Below are 17,500 nucleotides of genomic sequence, written 5' to 3' on the forward strand. Positions count from 1 at the left end.
ATACACATGAAGATACATCATTTGCAGCTCGGACCGATGCGCTCAAACTGCTATATAGTCGAGACAGCTCCGGGACGCTGCGTTGCCGTAGATATCGGCGGCGACAGCAGACTGCTTCTTGAATTCCTGAAAATGAAAAAGCTCAGGCTTAAAAAGATACTCCTCACCCACGGTCATTTCGATCATTTCGGCGGCGCGGAGGAGGTTCATCAGGCTACCGGTGCGGAAATATATATCCATGAGCTTGATGCTCATATGCTCACAAGCGAATCTGCTTCACTCGCCACGAATATGTCATTCATTAAATTTGTACCGGTCACTGACTGGACCTGTATTTTCGGCGACTGCTACATTAATGACGGCGACTGCTCTTTCAGGGTCATCCATACTCCCGGACATTCACGCGGAAGCGTATGCTATGTCTGCGAAGATGTCATTTTTTCCGGAGACACCCTTTTCTGTTGCTCCGTCGGAAGGACAGATTTCCCAGACGGCAGCGTGGCAGCCATGACCTATTCTCTGAATAAGCTTTATAACCTTGAGGGCGATTACACGGTACATCCCGGACATAACGGAAGCACCACCCTCGGCTACGAGCGTGAATCAAATCCGTATATGAAACAGTTCAGAGGTAAAAATGACGACTGATAATACCAAAATGCCGATAATTCTCATCGGCAATTCTTTTAAATACGAGATCGAAGCCACAATGAAGCTCTTTTTCAGTACGGCTCATTACACCTTTGGCAGTTCCCGTGATGATATCACAGGAGATGAGTATGTAATCGCAGAGGTCTCCGGAGACGGAAAGACTATAACCGCAGAAGTAAAGCTCAGCGGCGAAGCCCCTGTGATACGCTGTTCTTCTCCCGGTGATACGTCAGAAAACGAGCATGAGCTTTGCAGACTTATCTTCCATATACTCTGCGAAAAAACAGGAATAAGACCCCCATGGGGACTTATGACCGGGATACGTCCCGTAAAAAAGGTCATCGAGCTCATGGATCAGGGGCTTTCAAGGGAAGATATATTCAGGGATCTGTCAGACAGATATGAAGTCACTGAAAAAAAACTTCAGCTTGCTTATGATACCGCTGTAAATCAGCTCCCTATAGTCGAAAGGATAGACAGCTCGGCTGTTAGTCTTTACGTTTCCATACCCTTCTGTCCTACAAGGTGCAGCTACTGCTCCTTCGTATCACATTCAATGGATTCTGCAATGAAGCTGATGCCGGAATACGTTTCGGCGCTGTGCCGGGAGCTTGAGATACTCGGAAATATCGTAAAAGAGACCGGTACAAAGGTGGATACCGTTTACTTCGGAGGGGGCACTCCCACTTCTCTGTCAGCACAGGATCTGAAAACAATTATGGAAGCCGTTGCGAAAAACTTCGATATCGCAAATATCCGCGAATACAGCGTTGAGGCAGGACGCCCAGACACCATAACAGAGGAAAAGCTCAGGGTAATAAAGGATCTGGGCGCTGACAGAATATCCGTAAATCCTCAGACTCTCAATGACGATGTGCTGAAGGTCATCGGCAGAAGGCACTCCGGCGGGGACTTTATCAGAGCATTTGAGCTAGCAAGAAATATCGGCTTCAGGAATATCAATACCGACCTTATAGCAGGTCTTCCCACAGAGTCTGCGGAAAGCTTCCGCAATACACTTGACAGGATAATTGAGCTGGACCCGGAAAGTATTACCGTCCATACCCTTACAATAAAGCGTTCAGCCACCCTGTTCGCAGGCGGGAACGAAAACTGCTCAAATCCTGCCGCAGAAATGGTGGACTACAGCATACCTGCTCTTATGTCTCACGGCTATCTGCCGTACTATATGTACCGTCAGAAGAATACCGTGGACAACCTTGAAAACGTAGGCTACGCGAAAAAGGGCTTCGAGAGCTATTACAATATCTTCATCATGGACGAAACACAGACCATACTCGGCGCAGGCTGTGCGGCTTCCACGAAGCTCCTTTACGAAAACAACAGGATAGAGCGCATACATAATTACAAGTTCCCTTACGAATATATACGCAGCTTCGACAAGCTCATGGAAAAGAAAAAGGAGGTGGCTGAATGCTTGAAAAAAATCAAGTTTTTAAAGCTGAGATAACAGGCATGACCTCCGAGGGAAACGGCGTATGCCGCATTGACGGCATGGCGGTCTTTGTTCCCGGAACAGCTGTGGGAGACATCTGCGATATAAAGATAGTAAAGGTACTTAAAAGCTATGCCTTCGGTATAGTTGAAAGGCTGATAACGCCCTCTCCCGACCGTACAGAGGACAACTGTCCCGTATATAAAAAATGCGGCGGCTGTCTGTTCAGACATATCTCCTATGAGGCGGAATGCCGCACCAAAGACGGCATAGTCCGGGACGCTTTTACACGCATTGGCGGACTGTCACCTGCATTTGACAGCTTCCTCGGTGCCGGAACTACCGGACGCTACCGCAATAAGGCTCAGTATCCCCTTGCCGTCGTTGACGGAAAAGCTGTCTGCGGTTTTTTTGCTCCGCGGAGCCACAGGCTCGTACCTGTGACGGACTGCGGTCTGCAGCCTGAAATATTCCGGGATATCCTAAAAACAGTCATTGACTATATAAATGAAAAGAAACTGTCTGTATATAACGAAGAAACCAATACAGGCATACTGCGTCATATCTATATACGCCGTGGAGCCCACTCAGGCGAGATAATGGTCTGTCTTGTGGTACGCAAGGATATAGCTCGTCAGGTTTCATCGCTGTGCAGGATACTCACGGAACGCTTCCCGGATATCAGAAGTATAGTGATGAATATAAATCCGAAGAAGACAAATGTTATACTCGGCGACGAATGTGCAACTCTCTGGGGAAACGATACCATAACCGATACTATGTGCGGAAATACTGTGAAGATATCTCCCCTCTCCTTCTATCAGGTGAATACCCTACAGGCAGAAAGGCTCTACGCAAAGGCGCTGGAGTATGCTGCTCCCGGCAAAAGCGATGTTATCGCCGACCTTTACTGCGGCGCAGGCACTATAGGTCTTTCAATGGCAAAGCAGGCAGTGAAGATAGTCGGTGTTGAAATAGTTCTGCAGGCTGTTGAGAACGCAAAGACAAATGCTGAACTTAACAATATCACAAATGCGGATTTTTACTGCGGTGACGCGGGAGAGGTGTTCGGAAAGCTCCGGGAACAGGGCTGCAAGCCGGATATCATAGTGATCGACCCGCCGAGAAAGGGCTGTTCCCCTGAAACCATAGAAGTAATCGCGGAAGCGGCTCCGAAAAAAATTGTAATGATATCATGCAATCCGGCAACTGCCGCCCGTGACGCAAAACTCCTGTCAGAAAATGGATATAGTGTTGACATAGTCTGCGGAGTGGATCTGTTTCCAAGAACCGGTCACGTTGAGTGCGTGGTTCTGATGTCAAAAATAGGCTTATAAAATCAAGTAAACTGCCGGTTATACGGCAGTTTTTGTTTTACTTTCATTTGCTATTCTCTAAAGCCGTCAATTAACTGTTTTTTGAACACCTTAACTGTACAACGCAATATTTATATTACAATAATTTAACACATCCGCTCTAAACTGTTTCCTTAACTTGATTTTTCACCGGATTCATGTTATACTATATTGTGGCAGCCTGAACGAAGCCGTAAAAAATATAACAGAACTATCATTCTGCCAACAGCCGATGTGCGCTCAGCACAGATTATCCTACTTTGAAATAACATATAAAAATACACATATGATACCGGAGCATATTTTTTCACAGCTCTGATATAATGAACAATAAAATGAAAAGAGGAAAAAACTATGTCAAAAAACCATCTGGAAAAGATAAAATGTCCCCAGTGTGAACATGAGGACGATATGACTGTATGGGAAAGTGTAAATACTGACGATAATCCTGAGATGAAGGAGCTTGTGAGGAATCAGCAGGCATTTATATACCACTGTCCTGAATGCGGAAAGGATTCTGTCGTTTTCTATCCTATGTTTTACCATGAACCGAAAAAAGGATTCCTCATTAATTTTGTCCCTGAGTACTCTAATGCCGCGATCAGCTTTATGAAAGACCTCAGTCATGATCCCTACGACGAAAAGCTTCCTCTTGAGTCAAACTGCCAGAAGCGTGTTGTATTCAACATCAACCAGCTCCATGAAAAGCTCCTTATACTCGATGAAGGTCTTGATGACAGGGCAGTAGAGCTGACAAAGCTCTTTATAATTGCTGAGATAATGAACAAGGACCGTGAGCATAAGATCGAAGAGATATACCTGAACAAAGAAAAAGACGGGTCCCTTAAATTTGCAGTATTATTCAATAACAACGAATGGGGACGTACTGAATTCATACGCAGCAACTACGATCTCATCGTTGACAAATTCAAGGTCGAGCTCCTTTCTTCCGATGAAGTACGTATAAATACTCAGTGGGCTATGGATATCATGAATAAAAAAATAAAGTGATCCGGAACAATAAGTAAATAATATACACATATATATACTATTGATTTTATCCTATCAATATGGTATAATTAGCGTATACTCAATAATCGCTGCGAAGTGGTTATTCAGCTTAGCTTTGTTCGGAAAGCCCGACTTCTTTAATAATGAAGAAGCTTTTTAACGCTGCACTTTTTTATGTCAGGCTCATTTTGCCCTTCAGGGCAAAACAAGGTGCAGGAATATCATTCTTGCACCTTGACAACTGAAAAACGGCTTTTCAAGCTTAGTAAAAAGCCGTTTTTCAGTTGCTGAGCTGACATCGGTCAATAATATATTTCAGGAAAGGGAGCTGATGGAGTGTTCAGGGATATTGTACAGATGAGCTACCTTATTATTGTGACGGATGTTGTATTGTTCTTCTTTCTTATGTTCAATTCGACACTTTCTGCCAAACGCAAATCAAAATTCATACTCTGTACTATCATGTCATTTGTAATGGTGATATGCAATATAGTAAACTATACCTACAGCGGCAGCGGTAAACACATCTTACTGATGAAGATATTCTCCGCAATAAGCTTCTCTATAAGCGGACCGGTAACACTTCCCTTCATTTTTGTGACAGGGGTATTAAAAAAACGAACTCGTATCGTTATACAGGTGCTGGCTCTTATAAACGTGATACTCAGCTTTATAAGCATTTTCAACGGCTGTATATTCAAATTTGACAGTACGGGCATCCGTTCATTGGGAACGCTCGGATTTATCCCGTATCTTTTCAGTTTCATATACATAGCCGTACTTCTTTCGACTGCCATAGTCAAATTCAGACTGGGCTTCAAGCACGAAAGCGTTTTCATACTGGCTCTTTCGCTTGGCATAGTCATTGCCGTGGTAATGAACGCGCTGCTGCATTACAAGTTCCTTATAAGCGGTATGGCAGCTCTTTCATGTACTTTTTACTATATGTTCTTCACTACTGAAACTCTTACACGAGACGCTCTTACAGATGCATTCAACCGTCATTCCTTCTATAATGATATCAAGGATATGCAGAAAAGGCAGATGTATATCGCGTCTATCGACCTTAACGGACTGAAAAGAATAAATGATACCTACGGACATGATGCCGGAGACAAGGCTATTCTTGCAGTAGCCGAAAGCGCTTCCGAAGTGCTCCCAGTAAGATGCCGCTTCTACAGAATGGGCGGAGACGAGTTTGAGGTGCTCTATCCCAACGCAACATATACAGAAGTTGAACTAAACATGAAGCATCTGAAAGAAACTGTAAATAAAAGAGGCTACAGTATTGCTGTAGGATTCGGAGAATTCAAAAAGGGCATGAAGCTGGACGATGTCATCAGAGAAGTTGACGCGATAATGTATGAGGACAAGGCTCAGATGAAAGCCGCCGGTGAATGATACAGGCAGCCGCTTTCAAAAAGCCATTCTGTAACAAGTCATTCAGACGAAATATAATGCACAAAAACGTCCGGGAATACTCCCGGACGTTTTTTATTTGAGGTAGTCTCCCCATTTGTCCTGTGCGGCTTTCATAAGCTCTTCTATCTGGTCATGGTTTTCACTTATTATCTGCTTGGCTTTCTCATCGTTATCATGCACTTTATACCCAATTGGGTCAAATTCAACGGACTCGGTTATAGGTATACTGTAACCCGCGGAATCCGTTCTTATTACGGCCACATACTTGATATCACCTGTAATTCTCGGAATTATCCTCAGTTCCGTAACTTTTTTATCCTTTTGATACCAGATATAAAGCTTTCCTCTGAAAAATTCAAGATATTTAGGCATAACTACATTATAACAATAGTCGCCGTTCAATTCCTGATAAAGCTTTCCGTCATCTGTATTATATTCAGCCATACCAAATGAATAGTCCTTGTACGGCAGGAACTTAAGCTTTATCCACGCCACGTTCACAGCCACTGCTGCTGCAAGCAGAAAAATCAGTATTCTTCTGTAAAGCTTACCCTTTTTAAGCTTTTTCCCTACTTTTTTGAAAGTCTCGCTCTCAGTAGGCATTTTTTCAGCCGCCCTTTCGGGTATTTCCACCTGCTCGCAAAGCAGGCGGCAGTCCTCACAGCTGCGGATATGCTCCTCCACAAGATCCTTCGTCTCCTCGCTGCATATATCCTCCTTGTACAGCGGCAGCAGGTCAACTATAACATTACAGGGTATTTTTTTTTCTGTCATAAAAGTCCCTCCTTTTTCAGAAGCTGCAAAAGCTTCTGCTTAGCCCGGTAATAGGTCACGCCTGCCCAGTTCTCGCTTTTGCCGAATACCTTGGCGATGTCGGCATATTTCAGCTCCGCGAAAACACGCAGGGTAAAGACCTCGCGGTACGGCTCGTCAAGCTCGTGAAGAAGATGATGTATGCGCAGGGCGGTATCCCTGTCGGCAAAGCAGTTCTCTATGCTGACCTGCGAAACAGGCTCGTTTATATCACTGAGCGGAAGATCGCGGCTCTCAGCCTTTTTCAGACGGTCGTACCAGAGATTTCTTGCAATGGTATACAGCCACGTCTTTACGGAGCAGTCCCCCCTGAAGCTGTCGGCGCTGGTCATGGCTTTCAGCATGGTATCCTGCAAAATGTCCTTCGCAAGCTGCTCGCTGCGGCACATCCTCAGGATAAAGGCGTAAAGGTCGGTACTGTATTTTTCGTATATCTCGTGAAGTTCCTGCTTCATCTTCTCACCCCCTTCACTTACTTAGACGAATGACTTTTGGTTTTATTACAGAAAAATCATAAAGGCAGACAAAATGTCCGCCGAAAAATTTGTAGAGGCGAACAGCGTTCGTCCGTAAAATCGCATTGTGACCTGCGTGGCGCACACTGTGCGCCACTGCAGTTTTAATTGCTCATTGCGCATTATGAATTACGCATTAACAAGGGCTTGGAACTCCTCCTCGGTTATTATCGGCACTCCGAGCTCCTTTGCGGTCTTGTTCTTGGTGGAATTTGAAGTATTATCATTATTTATCAGGTAGTCCGTCTTTGAGGACACAGAGCCTGCCGCCTTACCGCCGTTCTGCTCAATGAAGGCTTTCAGTTCATTCCTGTTCTTCCATATATGCACGGAACCCGTTATAACAAAGGTCTTGCCTGCTATTGAGGAGCCGCTGTTTACAGCAGCAGCTTCCTCTATGGTGAGTTCCGCAAGCAGGTTACGGAACTCTGCAATATTCTTCTCGTCAGCGAAGAACCTGACATAGTCATTTGCAAGGACCTCTCCTATTCCGTCTATAGCCGTAAGTTCAGCCGCGGTAAGGTGCTCCAGCTCCTCTGCCGTGGGATATTCGGCACAGATGAGCCTTGAAGCCTGCCTGCCTATATTTGGTATACCCATAGCATAAAGCACACGGCTAAGCTCGGTCTTACGGGAAACCTCAACTGCATCGGCAAGCTTCTGATAGGACTTTTCGCCGAAGCCATCAAGCACAACTATCTTGAATTTATAGTCGTCAAGGTGATAGAAATCCCTGAACTCACGGACAAAGCCCTCGGAAACAAGAGTTTCTATGGTAGCAGTGGACATACCTACAATGTTCATGGCGTCACGCTGCACAAAATGCTCAAATTTGCCTATATGCTTTGCAGCACAGTCCTTATTCGGACAGACAAGTGTCTCAACATCCTCGTCGGAAGTCCGTATTTCCGTTCTGCCGCCGCATACCGGGCATATCTCAGGTATCTCAAGGCTTCCGGAAGCGGTCTTGTTTTCAAGTACCTGAGGGATTATCATATTCGCCTTGAATATGGTCAGGGTGTCGCCTATACCGAGACGGAGCTGCTTAACGATACTAAGATTGTGTACGGAAGCACGTGATACCGTGGTACCTTCAAGCTCCACAGAGTCAAATATGGCAACAGGATTGAGCAGTCCCGTGCGGCTTGCCGACCACTCAACCTCGCGGAGAACAGTGTCCGCTGTCTCGTCGCGCCATTTGAAAGCGATACCGTTTCTCGGCGCGTGAGAGGTCTCTCCGAGGCTCAGACCGTAAGCCACATCGTCGTACATGAGCACAAGTCCGTCCGAGGGAAATTCATTTTCAGCAACAGCCTTTTCAAAGTCGGAAACCGCCCCCTCAACGGTGTCAGCAGTCACAGTTATACCGTAAACGCGCTGAAAACCCTGTGTTTCAAGCCAGTCAAGACGGCGCGAGAAGGAGTTCTCCTCATAGCCCTCGGCTGAAACGAGATTGAAGGCGAAGAAATTGATATTTCTCTCGGCAGTCACCCTCGAATCAAGGTTACGGACAGTTCCGACGCAGAGATTGCGGGGATTCTTGTATTTTGAGCCGTCGTCGATCTCGGCGTTCACCCGCTCAAAGTCCTTATATTTCATCAGGGACTCGCCGCGGACAACAAGTCTTCCCTTGAATGGTATCTTTGCAGGTATACCTATTATATGCCGGGCATTGGCAGTGATGTCCTCTCCTATCTCGCCGTTTCCGCGTGTAACAGCCTGTTCGAGCTCGCCGTTGCTGTAGGTGAGTACCAGAGTAAGTCCGTCAAGCTTCCAGCTGAGAAAGCCTTTATGCTCACCCAGCCAGCTTTTCAGCTCCTCAACGCTCTTGGTCTTGTCAAGGGAGAGCATTTTTGTGGTATGCTTTATTTTCTGAAGTCCGGAGGACACCTCATAGCCTACCTGCTGAGTACGGCTGCCGCTGAGTATGACACCGGTCTTTTTTTCAAGAGCATCAAGCTCATCGTAAAGCTCGTCGTACTGCTTGTCTGACATTATCTCAACGCCTGTATTGTAGTATGCGTCAGAAGCCTTTGCCAGCAGCTCGTTCAGCTCCTTCATTCTGTTTATATCATTATTAGCCATAATTGCAGACTCCTTATTTCAATATAACACTATTATACCATGAATTCCATTAAAAAGCCATACCAAAAGATAAAAAGAGTTATGACTGCGGATATTGACGTAATGCGGGGAAACTGGTATAATTTATTTAAGCCGTTTGCTTTTTGTGCTATGGCTTGACAGGGTAAATCAGATTATATCATGAAGATCATTAAATTGAAAGGCAGGGATATTTTTTATGGGGTATAATTTTTTTAACATCAAAGAAGTTCCGGAAGCTTTTAACTGCAAATTAAATGAGTTCAGAGCATCGCTCGGAGCTGCTGTAGGCAAGGGAAAGAACATAACCTTTGCAGATAATGATATTACATATACTCTGAAGCTTCAGCATGACAGGCTCTCCAAGAAAGGGCTCGAGCTTGACTACGATATCTATTCCAGAGATGAGGGCAAAAACAAATTCATAGCAGGCAGCAACTGGAGAGACGCTCACTATGAAAGTACCGTCTGCTTTAATCAAAGCGGAATAAAGCGAAAAGTCACGAAGGGCGGAAAAACCAAGTATAAAGACGACCATAAGAGCGTTTTATACGAAACGATAACCGATGTGGTCACAGGTTCACATCCTGACAATGACCCCTTCTGCTGTCCGAACTGCGGTGCGGTCTCAACTGTTGCCGGGCTTCAGAACGGCTGTCCTCACTGCGGAACAAGATTTCAGATAGATGACCTTTTCCCTAAGGTCACATCATATTATTTTTTAGATAGTCCCGGAATGACAAAAAAAGAATTCATGTCGGGATATATGGTTTCATATGCCATTACTGTCATTGCCATGTTTATTCTTTGCCTTGTGCTTCACAAAAGTATAGGATATTATATCGGCGCTGCCATAGGAAGCATTTTTATTGCGTATATTCTGTATGCATATTTTCTGCTTATGAAGCTTATCGCGGGAGCAATTTCCTCTGCAGGAAAAATGGGAACAGCAGGTTCACGAAGCAAATTTGAGAAACGAATGAAAAAGATAAGTCCCGAGTTTTCTTATGAGTATTTTACCAGCAAGACATTGTCCCTTATCAAAACGGCTGTGTTTTCCGAGGACGAGAGTGAGCTTTTGTTTTATGAAGGTGCAAAGCTTGATCCGAAGATGAAGGACATTATTGATCTGAATTACGGCGGTGCGTTAGGCTGCAAAAGCATACGTGAAGAGGGCAATTTTGTAACGGTCGAAACAAAGGCTTATTTTGACGTGCTTTATGCAAGCGGTGACAAGGTGTTTTTCAAAAAGCAGATCTTCAGCGCAGTATTAAAACGCCGCACTGATATCCCTGTGAATTTCAACTTTTCCATGACGAAGATCTCATGCCCGTCCTGCGGTGCAAGTTTTGATGCAACGAAAAACAGAAACTGTCCGTACTGCGGAAGCAAGTATGAGATAACCACTGATGACTGGGCTTTAGTGGAGCTGAAATACATTTAAGCCGTTAGCTTTTGAAGCTGATATGATAAATTACAATTCAGAGGTGAATCATGGATAAACATACAGAAATGTTGGGAAAAATCAAGAGCAGAGAAGACTTTCTTGAATTTATGAGCTTTTTCATAACGGCAACACAAGATGTATCTTTAAAGAATTATGTGGAGGCGCTGGCAGCATGGGCAGCGGATATGGACGGGTATTACAAAAATTGCGGAAAAGAAGTGCCGACGGATATTAACTGGAATTTTATCGCCACTCTTCTTTACACAGGCAGTATTTATGAATAAAATAATGCTGCTTCCAATTCTGATACACCTCACCAACTCATAACTCTCAACTCTCAATTCTTAACTTGCGGGACGTCGAGGACGCCGTCCCCTACATTGTTTTTTCGGAACGCCGAGGGCGGCGTTCCCTACAGCAGAAAGGCAAACTATGTCAAACATAATCGAGATAAACAATAACAGCACCGATGTGCTGCAAATATTCGCGCTGCTGTCCGAGCCGCAGCTGCTCCACTATTTCGAGCCTGAGCCGGGACTGTTCATTGCAGAAAGCCCCAAGGTCATAGAACGGGCTCTGAACGCAGGCTATGAGCCCTTTTCCCTTCTTATGGAGCATAAAGACATCACAGGACAGATGAAGGAGCTCCTGCCGCGCTGCGGCGATGTGCCTGTTTATACTGCGGATTTCAACGAGTTGACCGCAGTGACCGGCTTCAAGCTTATCCGCGGAGCGCTCTGCGCTTTCAGGCGTAAAACTGTTCCGACCGCGGAGGAGCTATGCAAAAGCGCACGGCGCATAGCGGTTCTGGAAAATGTGGTCAATCCTACGAATATAGGCGCTATCTTCCGCTCCGCAGCTGCTCTCAACATGGACGCGGTACTGCTTACACCAGCCTGCTGTGACCCGCTGTACAGGCGTTCTTCAAGGGTAAGCATGGGAACGGTCTTTCAGGTGCCATGGACCTATCTTGCAGACGAACACGACTATCCGCAGCAGCTCCGTGATATGGGGTTCAGGACTGCTGCAATGGCTCTCAGCGACGATTCGATAAGTATAGATTCTCCTGAGCTTGCAGATATCGAAAAACTCGCAATAGTTCTCGGTACAGAGGGCGAGGGACTTGCTGACAAAACCGTCGCCGACTGCGATTACACCGTGAAAATACCGATGTCTCATGGCGTTGACTCGCTCAATGTCGCAGCCGCAAGCGCAGTTGCCTTCTGGCAGCTGGGCAGATAACATGGTCATAGCTCTTAGGAGTATGAATATATAATGATATGGGGAAAATATATGAAACTATATTTCAAGCAAAAGGTTTTTACACTCAAACAGCGCTCAAACATCTTTGATAGGGCAGGCAATGTATTATTTACAGCCGAGGCGGAGATCATCTCTCTCGGCAGGAAAATGCATATTTATGACGATATGAACAACGAAGTAGCATTCGTGCAGCAGAGACTGCTCAGGCTTCTGCCAAGATTTTCCGTATATACCGGCGGACAGCATATAGCCGATATAGTCAAGGAGTTCACTTTGCTGAAGCCACGCTATTATATAGAAGGGCTCGACTGGCAGATAAATGGTGACTTTTTCGCTCATGACTACAGCATATCAAGCCTCAATCAGCACATTGCCTCGATACACAAGCGCTGGATGAGCTGGGGCGACAGCTATGAGATAGACATCGCAGACGGACAGGATATAATTATGGTACTTGCTGTAATAATAGCTATAGACTGTGTTATCGACCAGTCTCAGAACAGCTGATGCTGAAAGGAGTATAACAATGAAAAAGTACAAATGGGGAGTTATAGGTACAGGCAAGATCGCTCACACTTTTGCGACCGCACTGAAGCACTGTGAAAATGCGGAGCTGTGCGCCGCTGCTTCAAGGACTGATGAAAAAGCAAAGCAATTCGCCGAGGAGTTCGGCTTCTCCGAATACTATGGCAGCTACAGGGAATTTGCGGAAAAAAGCGACGCGGAGATAGTGTATATAGCTACTCCTATGGCTTCGCATTTCGACGACGCATGGCTCTGCCTTGAAAACGGAAAAAATGTGCTGTGCGAAAAGTCCCTCACTCTCAATACCGCTCAGACAGAAAAACTCCTTGGATTTGCAAAGGAAAAAGGGCTTTTCTTCATGGAAGCCATGTGGATGAAATGCCGTCCCGTATACAAAAAAATGAAAGAGTGGATAGCTTCCGGCGCTATTGGTGATATCGAATATATCAAGGCTGATTTCAGCAACTTTATCCCTTACGACGAGAACGACAGGCTATTCCGCGCAGACTGCGGCGGCGGCTGTCTCCTCGACCTGGGTATATACCCTATAACACTTACTCACGACCTTCTCGGTATGCCTGATGAGATAATCAGTTCCGCACATATGATGTACGGGATAGATATGAGCAACTCTATCCTTTTCCGCTACAAAAACGGTGCTTTCTCATCAATGGAAAACGGTTTCGAGATACAGCTCCGGAATAATGCAATAATATCAGGTACAAAGGGCTTTATCACTCTCGGCAACTGGTTCCACTGCACTGATGAGGGTATACTCTATGACAGAAACGGAAAAGAGGTCGAGCGGTATGTCCGCAAGGACGATATCAACGGCTATGAATATGAAATAGCCGAGGTACACAGCTGCCTTGAAGTCGGACTAACCGAAAGTCCACTCGTTCCTCACAGCGATACTATTGCAGTTATGAAACTCATGGACGAGTGCCGCGCACAGTGGGGTATGAGATTCCCGAATGAATAATAAAAGGAGCACTTATGTGCTCCTTTTTTCTTATTTTGTACCGAAAATACGGTCTCCTGCGTCGCCTACGCCGGGAACGATATACTTGTCCTCATTGAGCTTCTCGTCCATAACTCCTGCGTATATCTCTACGTCAGGATGTGCGGTCTGGACTGCCTTTACGCCCTCCGGAGAGCATATAATACACATGAACTTTATGTGCTTTACGCCCAGATCCTTCAGTTCAGTGATAGCCGCAACCGCTGAATTACCGGTCGCAAGCATAGGGTCAACTATTATAGCGTCACGCTCATGGATATCGTCAGGCATTTTTGCGTAATATTTCACAGGCTCCTTTGTGACGGGGTCACGGAAAAGTCCGATATGTCCAATCTTTGCGGCAGGTACAAGAGTTGTGACACCCTCAACCATGCCAAGTCCCGCACGAAGTATAGGTATGAAAGCAAGCTTTCTGCCTGATATTATCTTTGTCTTTGCTACAGCGAGAGGAGTTTCGAGCTCTATCTCCTTCAGGGGAAGGTCTCTTGTAGCCTCATAGCATATAAACATAGCTATTTCGGATACAAGCTCGCGGAACTCCTTTGTACCTGTGTTCTTGTCTCTCAGTAATGAGATCTTGTGCTGTACAAGCGGATGATCGATTATGTGCAGCTCTGCCATATTTTAACAGCCCCTTTCAGTTTTTGGCTTCTATCGCCGATATAAGGTCGATACGCCTCTGATGGCGTCCACCCTCGAATTCAGTGGTAAGGAATATCTCGGCAAGCTCGCAGGCAAGTCCTGAACCGAGAGTTCTCGCGCCCATGCACATTACGTTTGCATTGTTGTGCATACGTGTGAAACGTGTTGAGAAGGAATCGGAGCAGAGCGCAGCGCGTATGCCCTTGAACTTGTTTGCAGCTATGGACATACCTATACCTGTTCCGCAAATGAGTATGCCCTTTTCACAGTTCCCCGCAAGCACCTCTTTGCAGAGCTTTTCCGCCATATCAGGGTAATCGCAGGGCTCACCGTTAGTACCGAGATCCTTCATCTCAAAGCCCTTTTCGGTGAGGTAATCTCTGACCGTATTTTTCATTTCCACAGCAGCGTGGTCACAGCCTATTGCTATCATATTAAACATCTCCATATTATAACTTTTTATTATCTAAGTCCTTTTCAGCTTTTACCTTCTGTAAATAGGATACTTCAAGCTGTCCGGGCTCTGAAAGCTTTTTTGAAATACCTGCAAGACATACTCCAGCAGCGCTCTGCAGCCGTCCCTGAGGCGGTGCTATGATAAACGCCGGCGATGCATATGTATTGTAGAAATCTGCAGCTCCGTCGCCGCAGAGCATAGCCTCCTTCACATTCAAAGCAAGGAACTCCGCAAGCTCGTCCTGTGAGATTATCTGCTCCTCAGTCACCTGCTCTACGCAGTAGCCGTCGCTTTTATAGGTGCAGGTATAGACAAGCTCGCCTCTTGCCTTCATAATTGCGCATATATGTCCCTTATAGGCAAGGTTGTTGCAGGCAAGTCCGAGAAGCGTTGATACTCCGCAGCATTTTACGCCCAGTCCGAAGCTGAGAGCCTTTACTGCCGCAACTCCGATACGTAGTCCCGTATATGATCCGGGACCGTTCGCTGCAGCAATGCCGCCAAGGTCGGAAAGCTCCTTCCCTGCCTGTGCCATTACGTCCTTTACCATGGGCATTATGACCTGTGAATGTGTTTTCTGTGTATAAACGGTACTCTGAGCCAAGAACAGCTCCTTATCCGAGTCAAAAAGCGCTGCGGACGCGGTCTTACCTGATGTATCAATCCCAAGCAGCAGCAAATCTTCCACCGTCCTCGATAATTATTTCCCTGTCGTTTTCTCCCACACTGTTTATTGTGACATAGATGGTATCATCAGGGAGAAACTCCGCGATATTCTCCGACCACTCCACGGCTGCCACATTATCCTCGAAGGGATAGTCGTAAAAGCCCGTGGATTCAAGGTCTTCCTCAGAATTTATGCGGTACATATCAAAATGGTAAAGAGTCAGCTTATCTCCGCGGTACTCATTCACAAGAGCAAATGTAGGAGAGGTAACGCTGTCGCCAAGTCCCATGCCAATGGCAATGCCTCTTGTAAATGTAGTCTTCCCTGCGCCGAGACCGCCCTTATATGCGATCATATCTCCGGCTCTGAGGAATCTGCCAAGCTTTTCCGCAGCCCTGATAGTCTCCGCGGGAGAATGTGTGATTATCTTCATACCTTATCAGAACAGTCCCGTGATGTTTCCGTTTCCGTCGCAGTCTATATTAAGAGCTGCCGGTGCCTTGGGAAGACCGGGCATTGTAAGGATATCGCCTGTATATATTACAACGAAGCCTGCGCCGGCGGACAGCCTTGCGTCACGTACAGTAATTTTGAAATTCTTCGGTTTTCCGAGAAGAGCCGGATTATCAGAAAGTGAATACTGAGTCTTTGCGACGCAGATAGGCAGATCCCAGAAGCCGATATTCTCGATCTCCTTGACAGCCTTTTCAGCCTGTGCCGTGAAAGTAACACCTTCCGCACGGTATATCTCCTTTGCTATCTTTTCCACCTTGTCCTTTATAGTAGCGTGGGTATCGTAAAGGGGCTTGAACTCATTTTCTCCGCAGAGATCAATAGTCTCGCATACCTTCTTTGCAAGATCAGTTCCGCCTTCGCTGCCCTTTGCGAACACCTCGCACATAGAGACCTCAACGCCCATATCAGAGCAGAAATTCTCGACGAACTTCACTTCCTCGTCGGTATCAGTTGCAAATCTGTTGATAGCAACAACAACCGGAACATGATATTTATGCATATTCTCGATATGCGTCCTGAGGTTCTCGATACCCTTTTCAAGAGCCCACATATTCTCCTTTGCGAGATCCTGTTTCTGAACGCCTCCGTTATACTTCAGAGCCTTTATTGTCGCAACAAGAACAACACATGAAGGAGCAAGTCCGCCGACACGGCACTTTATATCAAGGAACTTTTCAGCGCCGAGATCGGAACCGAATCCAGCCTCTGTAACTACATAGTCACCGAGCTTTAGCGCAAGCTTTGTAGCTCTGAGGGAATTGCAGCCGTGAGCGATATTTGCAAAGGGACCGCCATGTATAAAAGCAGGAGTATTCTCTAATGTCTGTACAAGATTAGGCTTGAGAGCGTCTTTGAGGAGAGCGGTCATAGCGCCTGTGCATCCGAGATCCTTTGCATATACAGGCTCTCCGCTGAGGTTATAGGCTACAAGGATATTTCCGAGCCTCTCCTTCAGGTCGGATATATCAGAAGCAAGGCAGAGTATAGCCATTACCTCAGAAGCAACGGTGATATTGAAGCCGTCCTCACGTGGTACACCGTTAGCTCTGCCGCCGAGACCGATAAGGATATTTCTCAGGGCACGGTCGTTCATATCCATACAGCGCTTGAACATGATACGGCGCTGGTCTATATTCAGCTGATTTCCCTGCTGCAGATGATTGTCGATCATAGCGCAGAGAAGATTGTTCGCAGCTGTGATAGCGTGCATATCTCCTGTAAAGTGGAGATTTATATCCTCCATCGGAACTACCTGTGCGTAACCGCCGCCGGCAGCTCCGCCCTTCATGCCGAAAACCGGTCCGAGTGAGGGCTCACGGAGAGCAAGTACGGATTTTTTTCCTATCCTGCGAAGTGCGTCGGAAAGACCAACGCTTATTGTAGTTTTTCCCTCTCCTGCGGGAGTAGGGTTTATGGCTGTAACCAGTATAAGCTTGCCGTCTTCCTTATCAGCAAGATTTGAAAAGATTTTTTCTGACAGCTTGGCTTTATAATGTCCATAAGGTTCTATGTCTTCATCGGCTATCCCAAGACCTGCAGCGATCTCTGAGATACGCTTCATATTCGCGCTCTGAGCGATTTCGATATCTGATAACATATAAGGGTCCTCCGTATCAGTGTATTAATAAGAATATTA

At 46.0% G+C, this 17,500-nt stretch carries 18 protein-coding genes; 10 read left to right on the plus strand and 8 right to left on the minus strand.

All coding sequences use genetic code 11. The annotated features are described in order from the left end of the window. Positions 1-6 precede the first annotated feature (6 nt). The 5 genes from QZZ36_RS04295 to QZZ36_RS04315 all read left to right on the plus strand — a co-directional run bounded on the left by QZZ36_RS04295 (position 7) and on the right by QZZ36_RS04315 (position 5,874). Positions 7-648, plus strand: coding sequence for an MBL fold metallo-hydrolase (locus QZZ36_RS04295; protein WP_295077357.1), 642 nt, complete (start codon positions 7-9; stop codon positions 646-648). Then, entirely contained in the window at positions 638-2,122 is a 1,485-nt protein-coding gene (gene hemZ / locus QZZ36_RS04300; RefSeq protein WP_295077359.1) for a coproporphyrinogen dehydrogenase HemZ, read from the plus strand. Before QZZ36_RS04295 ends, hemZ begins: the two co-directional genes overlap by 11 nt. Continuing rightward, positions 2,086-3,444: a 23S rRNA (uracil(1939)-C(5))-methyltransferase RlmD gene (gene rlmD / locus QZZ36_RS04305; RefSeq protein WP_295077362.1), complete on the plus strand. Its 1,359-nt coding sequence runs from the start codon at positions 2,086-2,088 to the stop codon at positions 3,442-3,444. Before hemZ ends, rlmD begins: the two co-directional genes overlap by 37 nt. Positions 3,445-3,816: 372 nt before the next feature. Next, positions 3,817-4,473, plus strand: a complete 657-nt coding sequence (locus QZZ36_RS04310) for a CpXC domain-containing protein (protein ID WP_295077365.1) — start codon at positions 3,817-3,819, stop codon at positions 4,471-4,473. A 336-nt stretch (positions 4,474-4,809) separates the two neighbouring features. After that, the gene (locus tag QZZ36_RS04315; RefSeq protein ID WP_295077368.1) at positions 4,810-5,874 is read left to right on the plus strand and encodes a GGDEF domain-containing protein; all 1,065 of its coding nucleotides are present in this window, start codon (positions 4,810-4,812) and stop codon (positions 5,872-5,874) included. Between the two features lie 93 nt (positions 5,875-5,967). On the opposite strand, the gene QZZ36_RS04320 is transcribed toward QZZ36_RS04315, so the two are convergent. The 3 genes from QZZ36_RS04320 to ligA all read right to left on the minus strand — a co-directional run bounded on the left by QZZ36_RS04320 (position 5,968) and on the right by ligA (position 9,308). Further along, positions 5,968-6,669, minus strand: a complete 702-nt coding sequence (locus QZZ36_RS04320; RefSeq protein ID WP_295077372.1) for a zf-HC2 domain-containing protein — start codon at positions 6,667-6,669, stop codon at positions 5,968-5,970. Further along, entirely contained in the window at positions 6,666-7,163 is a 498-nt protein-coding gene (locus QZZ36_RS04325) for an RNA polymerase sigma factor (protein WP_295077374.1), read from the minus strand. The genes QZZ36_RS04320 and QZZ36_RS04325 overlap by 4 nt, the downstream gene beginning before the upstream one ends. A 189-nt stretch (positions 7,164-7,352) precedes the next feature. Next, on the minus strand, positions 7,353-9,308 hold the full coding sequence (gene ligA, locus QZZ36_RS04330) for an NAD-dependent DNA ligase LigA (protein WP_295077377.1): 1,956 nt from the start codon (positions 9,306-9,308) through the stop codon (positions 7,353-7,355). A 217-nt stretch (positions 9,309-9,525) separates the two neighbouring features. Here ligA and QZZ36_RS04335 point away from each other — a divergent pair, with 217 nt between their 5' ends. From QZZ36_RS04335 to QZZ36_RS04355, 5 genes are all read left to right on the plus strand, one after another. Continuing rightward, positions 9,526-10,770 carry a hypothetical protein gene (locus QZZ36_RS04335; RefSeq protein ID WP_295077380.1) on the plus strand — a complete coding sequence of 415 codons (1,245 nt, stop codon included), beginning with the start codon at positions 9,526-9,528 and terminating at the stop codon, positions 10,768-10,770. Positions 10,771-10,820: 50 nt separating this feature from the next. Then, positions 10,821-11,057 carry a hypothetical protein gene (locus tag QZZ36_RS04340; RefSeq protein WP_295077383.1) on the plus strand — a complete coding sequence of 79 codons (237 nt, stop codon included), beginning with the start codon at positions 10,821-10,823 and terminating at the stop codon, positions 11,055-11,057. A 148-nt stretch (positions 11,058-11,205) separates the two neighbouring features. Beyond that, positions 11,206-12,015 (plus strand): RNA methyltransferase, encoded by an 810-nt coding sequence (locus QZZ36_RS04345; protein ID WP_295077386.1) that lies wholly within the window; start codon positions 11,206-11,208, stop codon positions 12,013-12,015. A 51-nt stretch (positions 12,016-12,066) separates the two neighbouring features. Continuing rightward, complete coding sequence (locus QZZ36_RS04350) at positions 12,067-12,543, plus strand: LURP-one-related family protein (RefSeq protein WP_295077388.1); 477 nt, start codon at positions 12,067-12,069, stop codon at positions 12,541-12,543. A 19-nt stretch (positions 12,544-12,562) separates the two neighbouring features. Continuing rightward, positions 12,563-13,543 carry a Gfo/Idh/MocA family oxidoreductase gene (locus tag QZZ36_RS04355; protein ID WP_295077390.1) on the plus strand — a complete coding sequence of 327 codons (981 nt, stop codon included), beginning with the start codon at positions 12,563-12,565 and terminating at the stop codon, positions 13,541-13,543. Positions 13,544-13,573: 30 nt separating this feature from the next. On the opposite strand, the gene upp is transcribed toward QZZ36_RS04355, so the two are convergent. From upp to QZZ36_RS04380, 5 genes are read right to left on the minus strand one after another with little or no spacing between them, the layout of a single operon-like run. After that, entirely contained in the window at positions 13,574-14,203 is a 630-nt protein-coding gene (gene upp / locus QZZ36_RS04360; RefSeq protein ID WP_294754324.1) for a uracil phosphoribosyltransferase, read from the minus strand. Positions 14,204-14,219: 16 nt separating this feature from the next. Continuing rightward, positions 14,220-14,657, minus strand: coding sequence for a ribose 5-phosphate isomerase B (gene rpiB / locus QZZ36_RS04365; protein WP_295077395.1), 438 nt, complete (start codon positions 14,655-14,657; stop codon positions 14,220-14,222). A 16-nt stretch (positions 14,658-14,673) separates the two neighbouring features. Continuing rightward, positions 14,674-15,360: a tRNA (adenosine(37)-N6)-threonylcarbamoyltransferase complex dimerization subunit type 1 TsaB gene (gene tsaB / locus QZZ36_RS04370; RefSeq protein ID WP_295077397.1), complete on the minus strand. Its 687-nt coding sequence runs from the start codon at positions 15,358-15,360 to the stop codon at positions 14,674-14,676. Beyond that, positions 15,341-15,781, minus strand: a complete 441-nt coding sequence (gene tsaE / locus QZZ36_RS04375; RefSeq protein ID WP_295077400.1) for a tRNA (adenosine(37)-N6)-threonylcarbamoyltransferase complex ATPase subunit type 1 TsaE — start codon at positions 15,779-15,781, stop codon at positions 15,341-15,343. Before tsaE ends, tsaB begins: the two co-directional genes overlap by 20 nt. A gap of 6 nt (positions 15,782-15,787) precedes the next feature. Continuing rightward, positions 15,788-17,461: a formate--tetrahydrofolate ligase gene (locus QZZ36_RS04380; RefSeq protein WP_295077403.1), complete on the minus strand. Its 1,674-nt coding sequence runs from the start codon at positions 17,459-17,461 to the stop codon at positions 15,788-15,790. Positions 17,462-17,500: the final 39 nt, after the last annotated feature.

This window comes from Ruminococcus sp. (genome assembly GCF_016287535.1).
In the GTDB taxonomy this organism is placed as follows: domain Bacteria; phylum Bacillota; class Clostridia; order Oscillospirales; family Ruminococcaceae; genus Ruminococcus.

Coding starts and splice junctions, on each gene's coding strand:
- QZZ36_RS04295 (WP_295077357.1), top strand. CDS start 7: ATGAAGATACATCATTTGCAGCTCGGACCGATGCGCTCAAACTGCTAT.
- hemZ (WP_295077359.1), top strand. CDS start 638: ATGACGACTGATAATACCAAAATGCCGATAATTCTCATCGGCAATTCT.
- rlmD (WP_295077362.1), top strand. CDS start 2,086: ATGCTTGAAAAAAATCAAGTTTTTAAAGCTGAGATAACAGGCATGACC.
- QZZ36_RS04310 (WP_295077365.1), top strand. CDS start 3,817: ATGTCAAAAAACCATCTGGAAAAGATAAAATGTCCCCAGTGTGAACAT.
- QZZ36_RS04320 (WP_295077372.1), bottom strand. CDS start 6,669: ATGACAGAAAAAAAAATACCCTGTAATGTTATAGTTGACCTGCTGCCG.
- QZZ36_RS04325 (WP_295077374.1), bottom strand. CDS start 7,163: ATGAAGCAGGAACTTCACGAGATATACGAAAAATACAGTACCGACCTT.
- ligA (WP_295077377.1), bottom strand. CDS start 9,308: ATGGCTAATAATGATATAAACAGAATGAAGGAGCTGAACGAGCTGCTG.
- QZZ36_RS04335 (WP_295077380.1), top strand. CDS start 9,526: ATGGGGTATAATTTTTTTAACATCAAAGAAGTTCCGGAAGCTTTTAAC.
- QZZ36_RS04340 (WP_295077383.1), top strand. CDS start 10,821: ATGGATAAACATACAGAAATGTTGGGAAAAATCAAGAGCAGAGAAGAC.
- QZZ36_RS04345 (WP_295077386.1), top strand. CDS start 11,206: ATGTCAAACATAATCGAGATAAACAATAACAGCACCGATGTGCTGCAA.
- QZZ36_RS04350 (WP_295077388.1), top strand. CDS start 12,067: ATGAAACTATATTTCAAGCAAAAGGTTTTTACACTCAAACAGCGCTCA.
- QZZ36_RS04355 (WP_295077390.1), top strand. CDS start 12,563: ATGAAAAAGTACAAATGGGGAGTTATAGGTACAGGCAAGATCGCTCAC.
- upp (WP_294754324.1), bottom strand. CDS start 14,203: ATGGCAGAGCTGCACATAATCGATCATCCGCTTGTACAGCACAAGATC.
- rpiB (WP_295077395.1), bottom strand. CDS start 14,657: ATGATAGCAATAGGCTGTGACCACGCTGCTGTGGAAATGAAAAATACG.
- tsaE (WP_295077400.1), bottom strand. CDS start 15,781: ATGAAGATAATCACACATTCTCCCGCGGAGACTATCAGGGCTGCGGAA.
- QZZ36_RS04380 (WP_295077403.1), bottom strand. CDS start 17,461: ATGTTATCAGATATCGAAATCGCTCAGAGCGCGAATATGAAGCGTATC.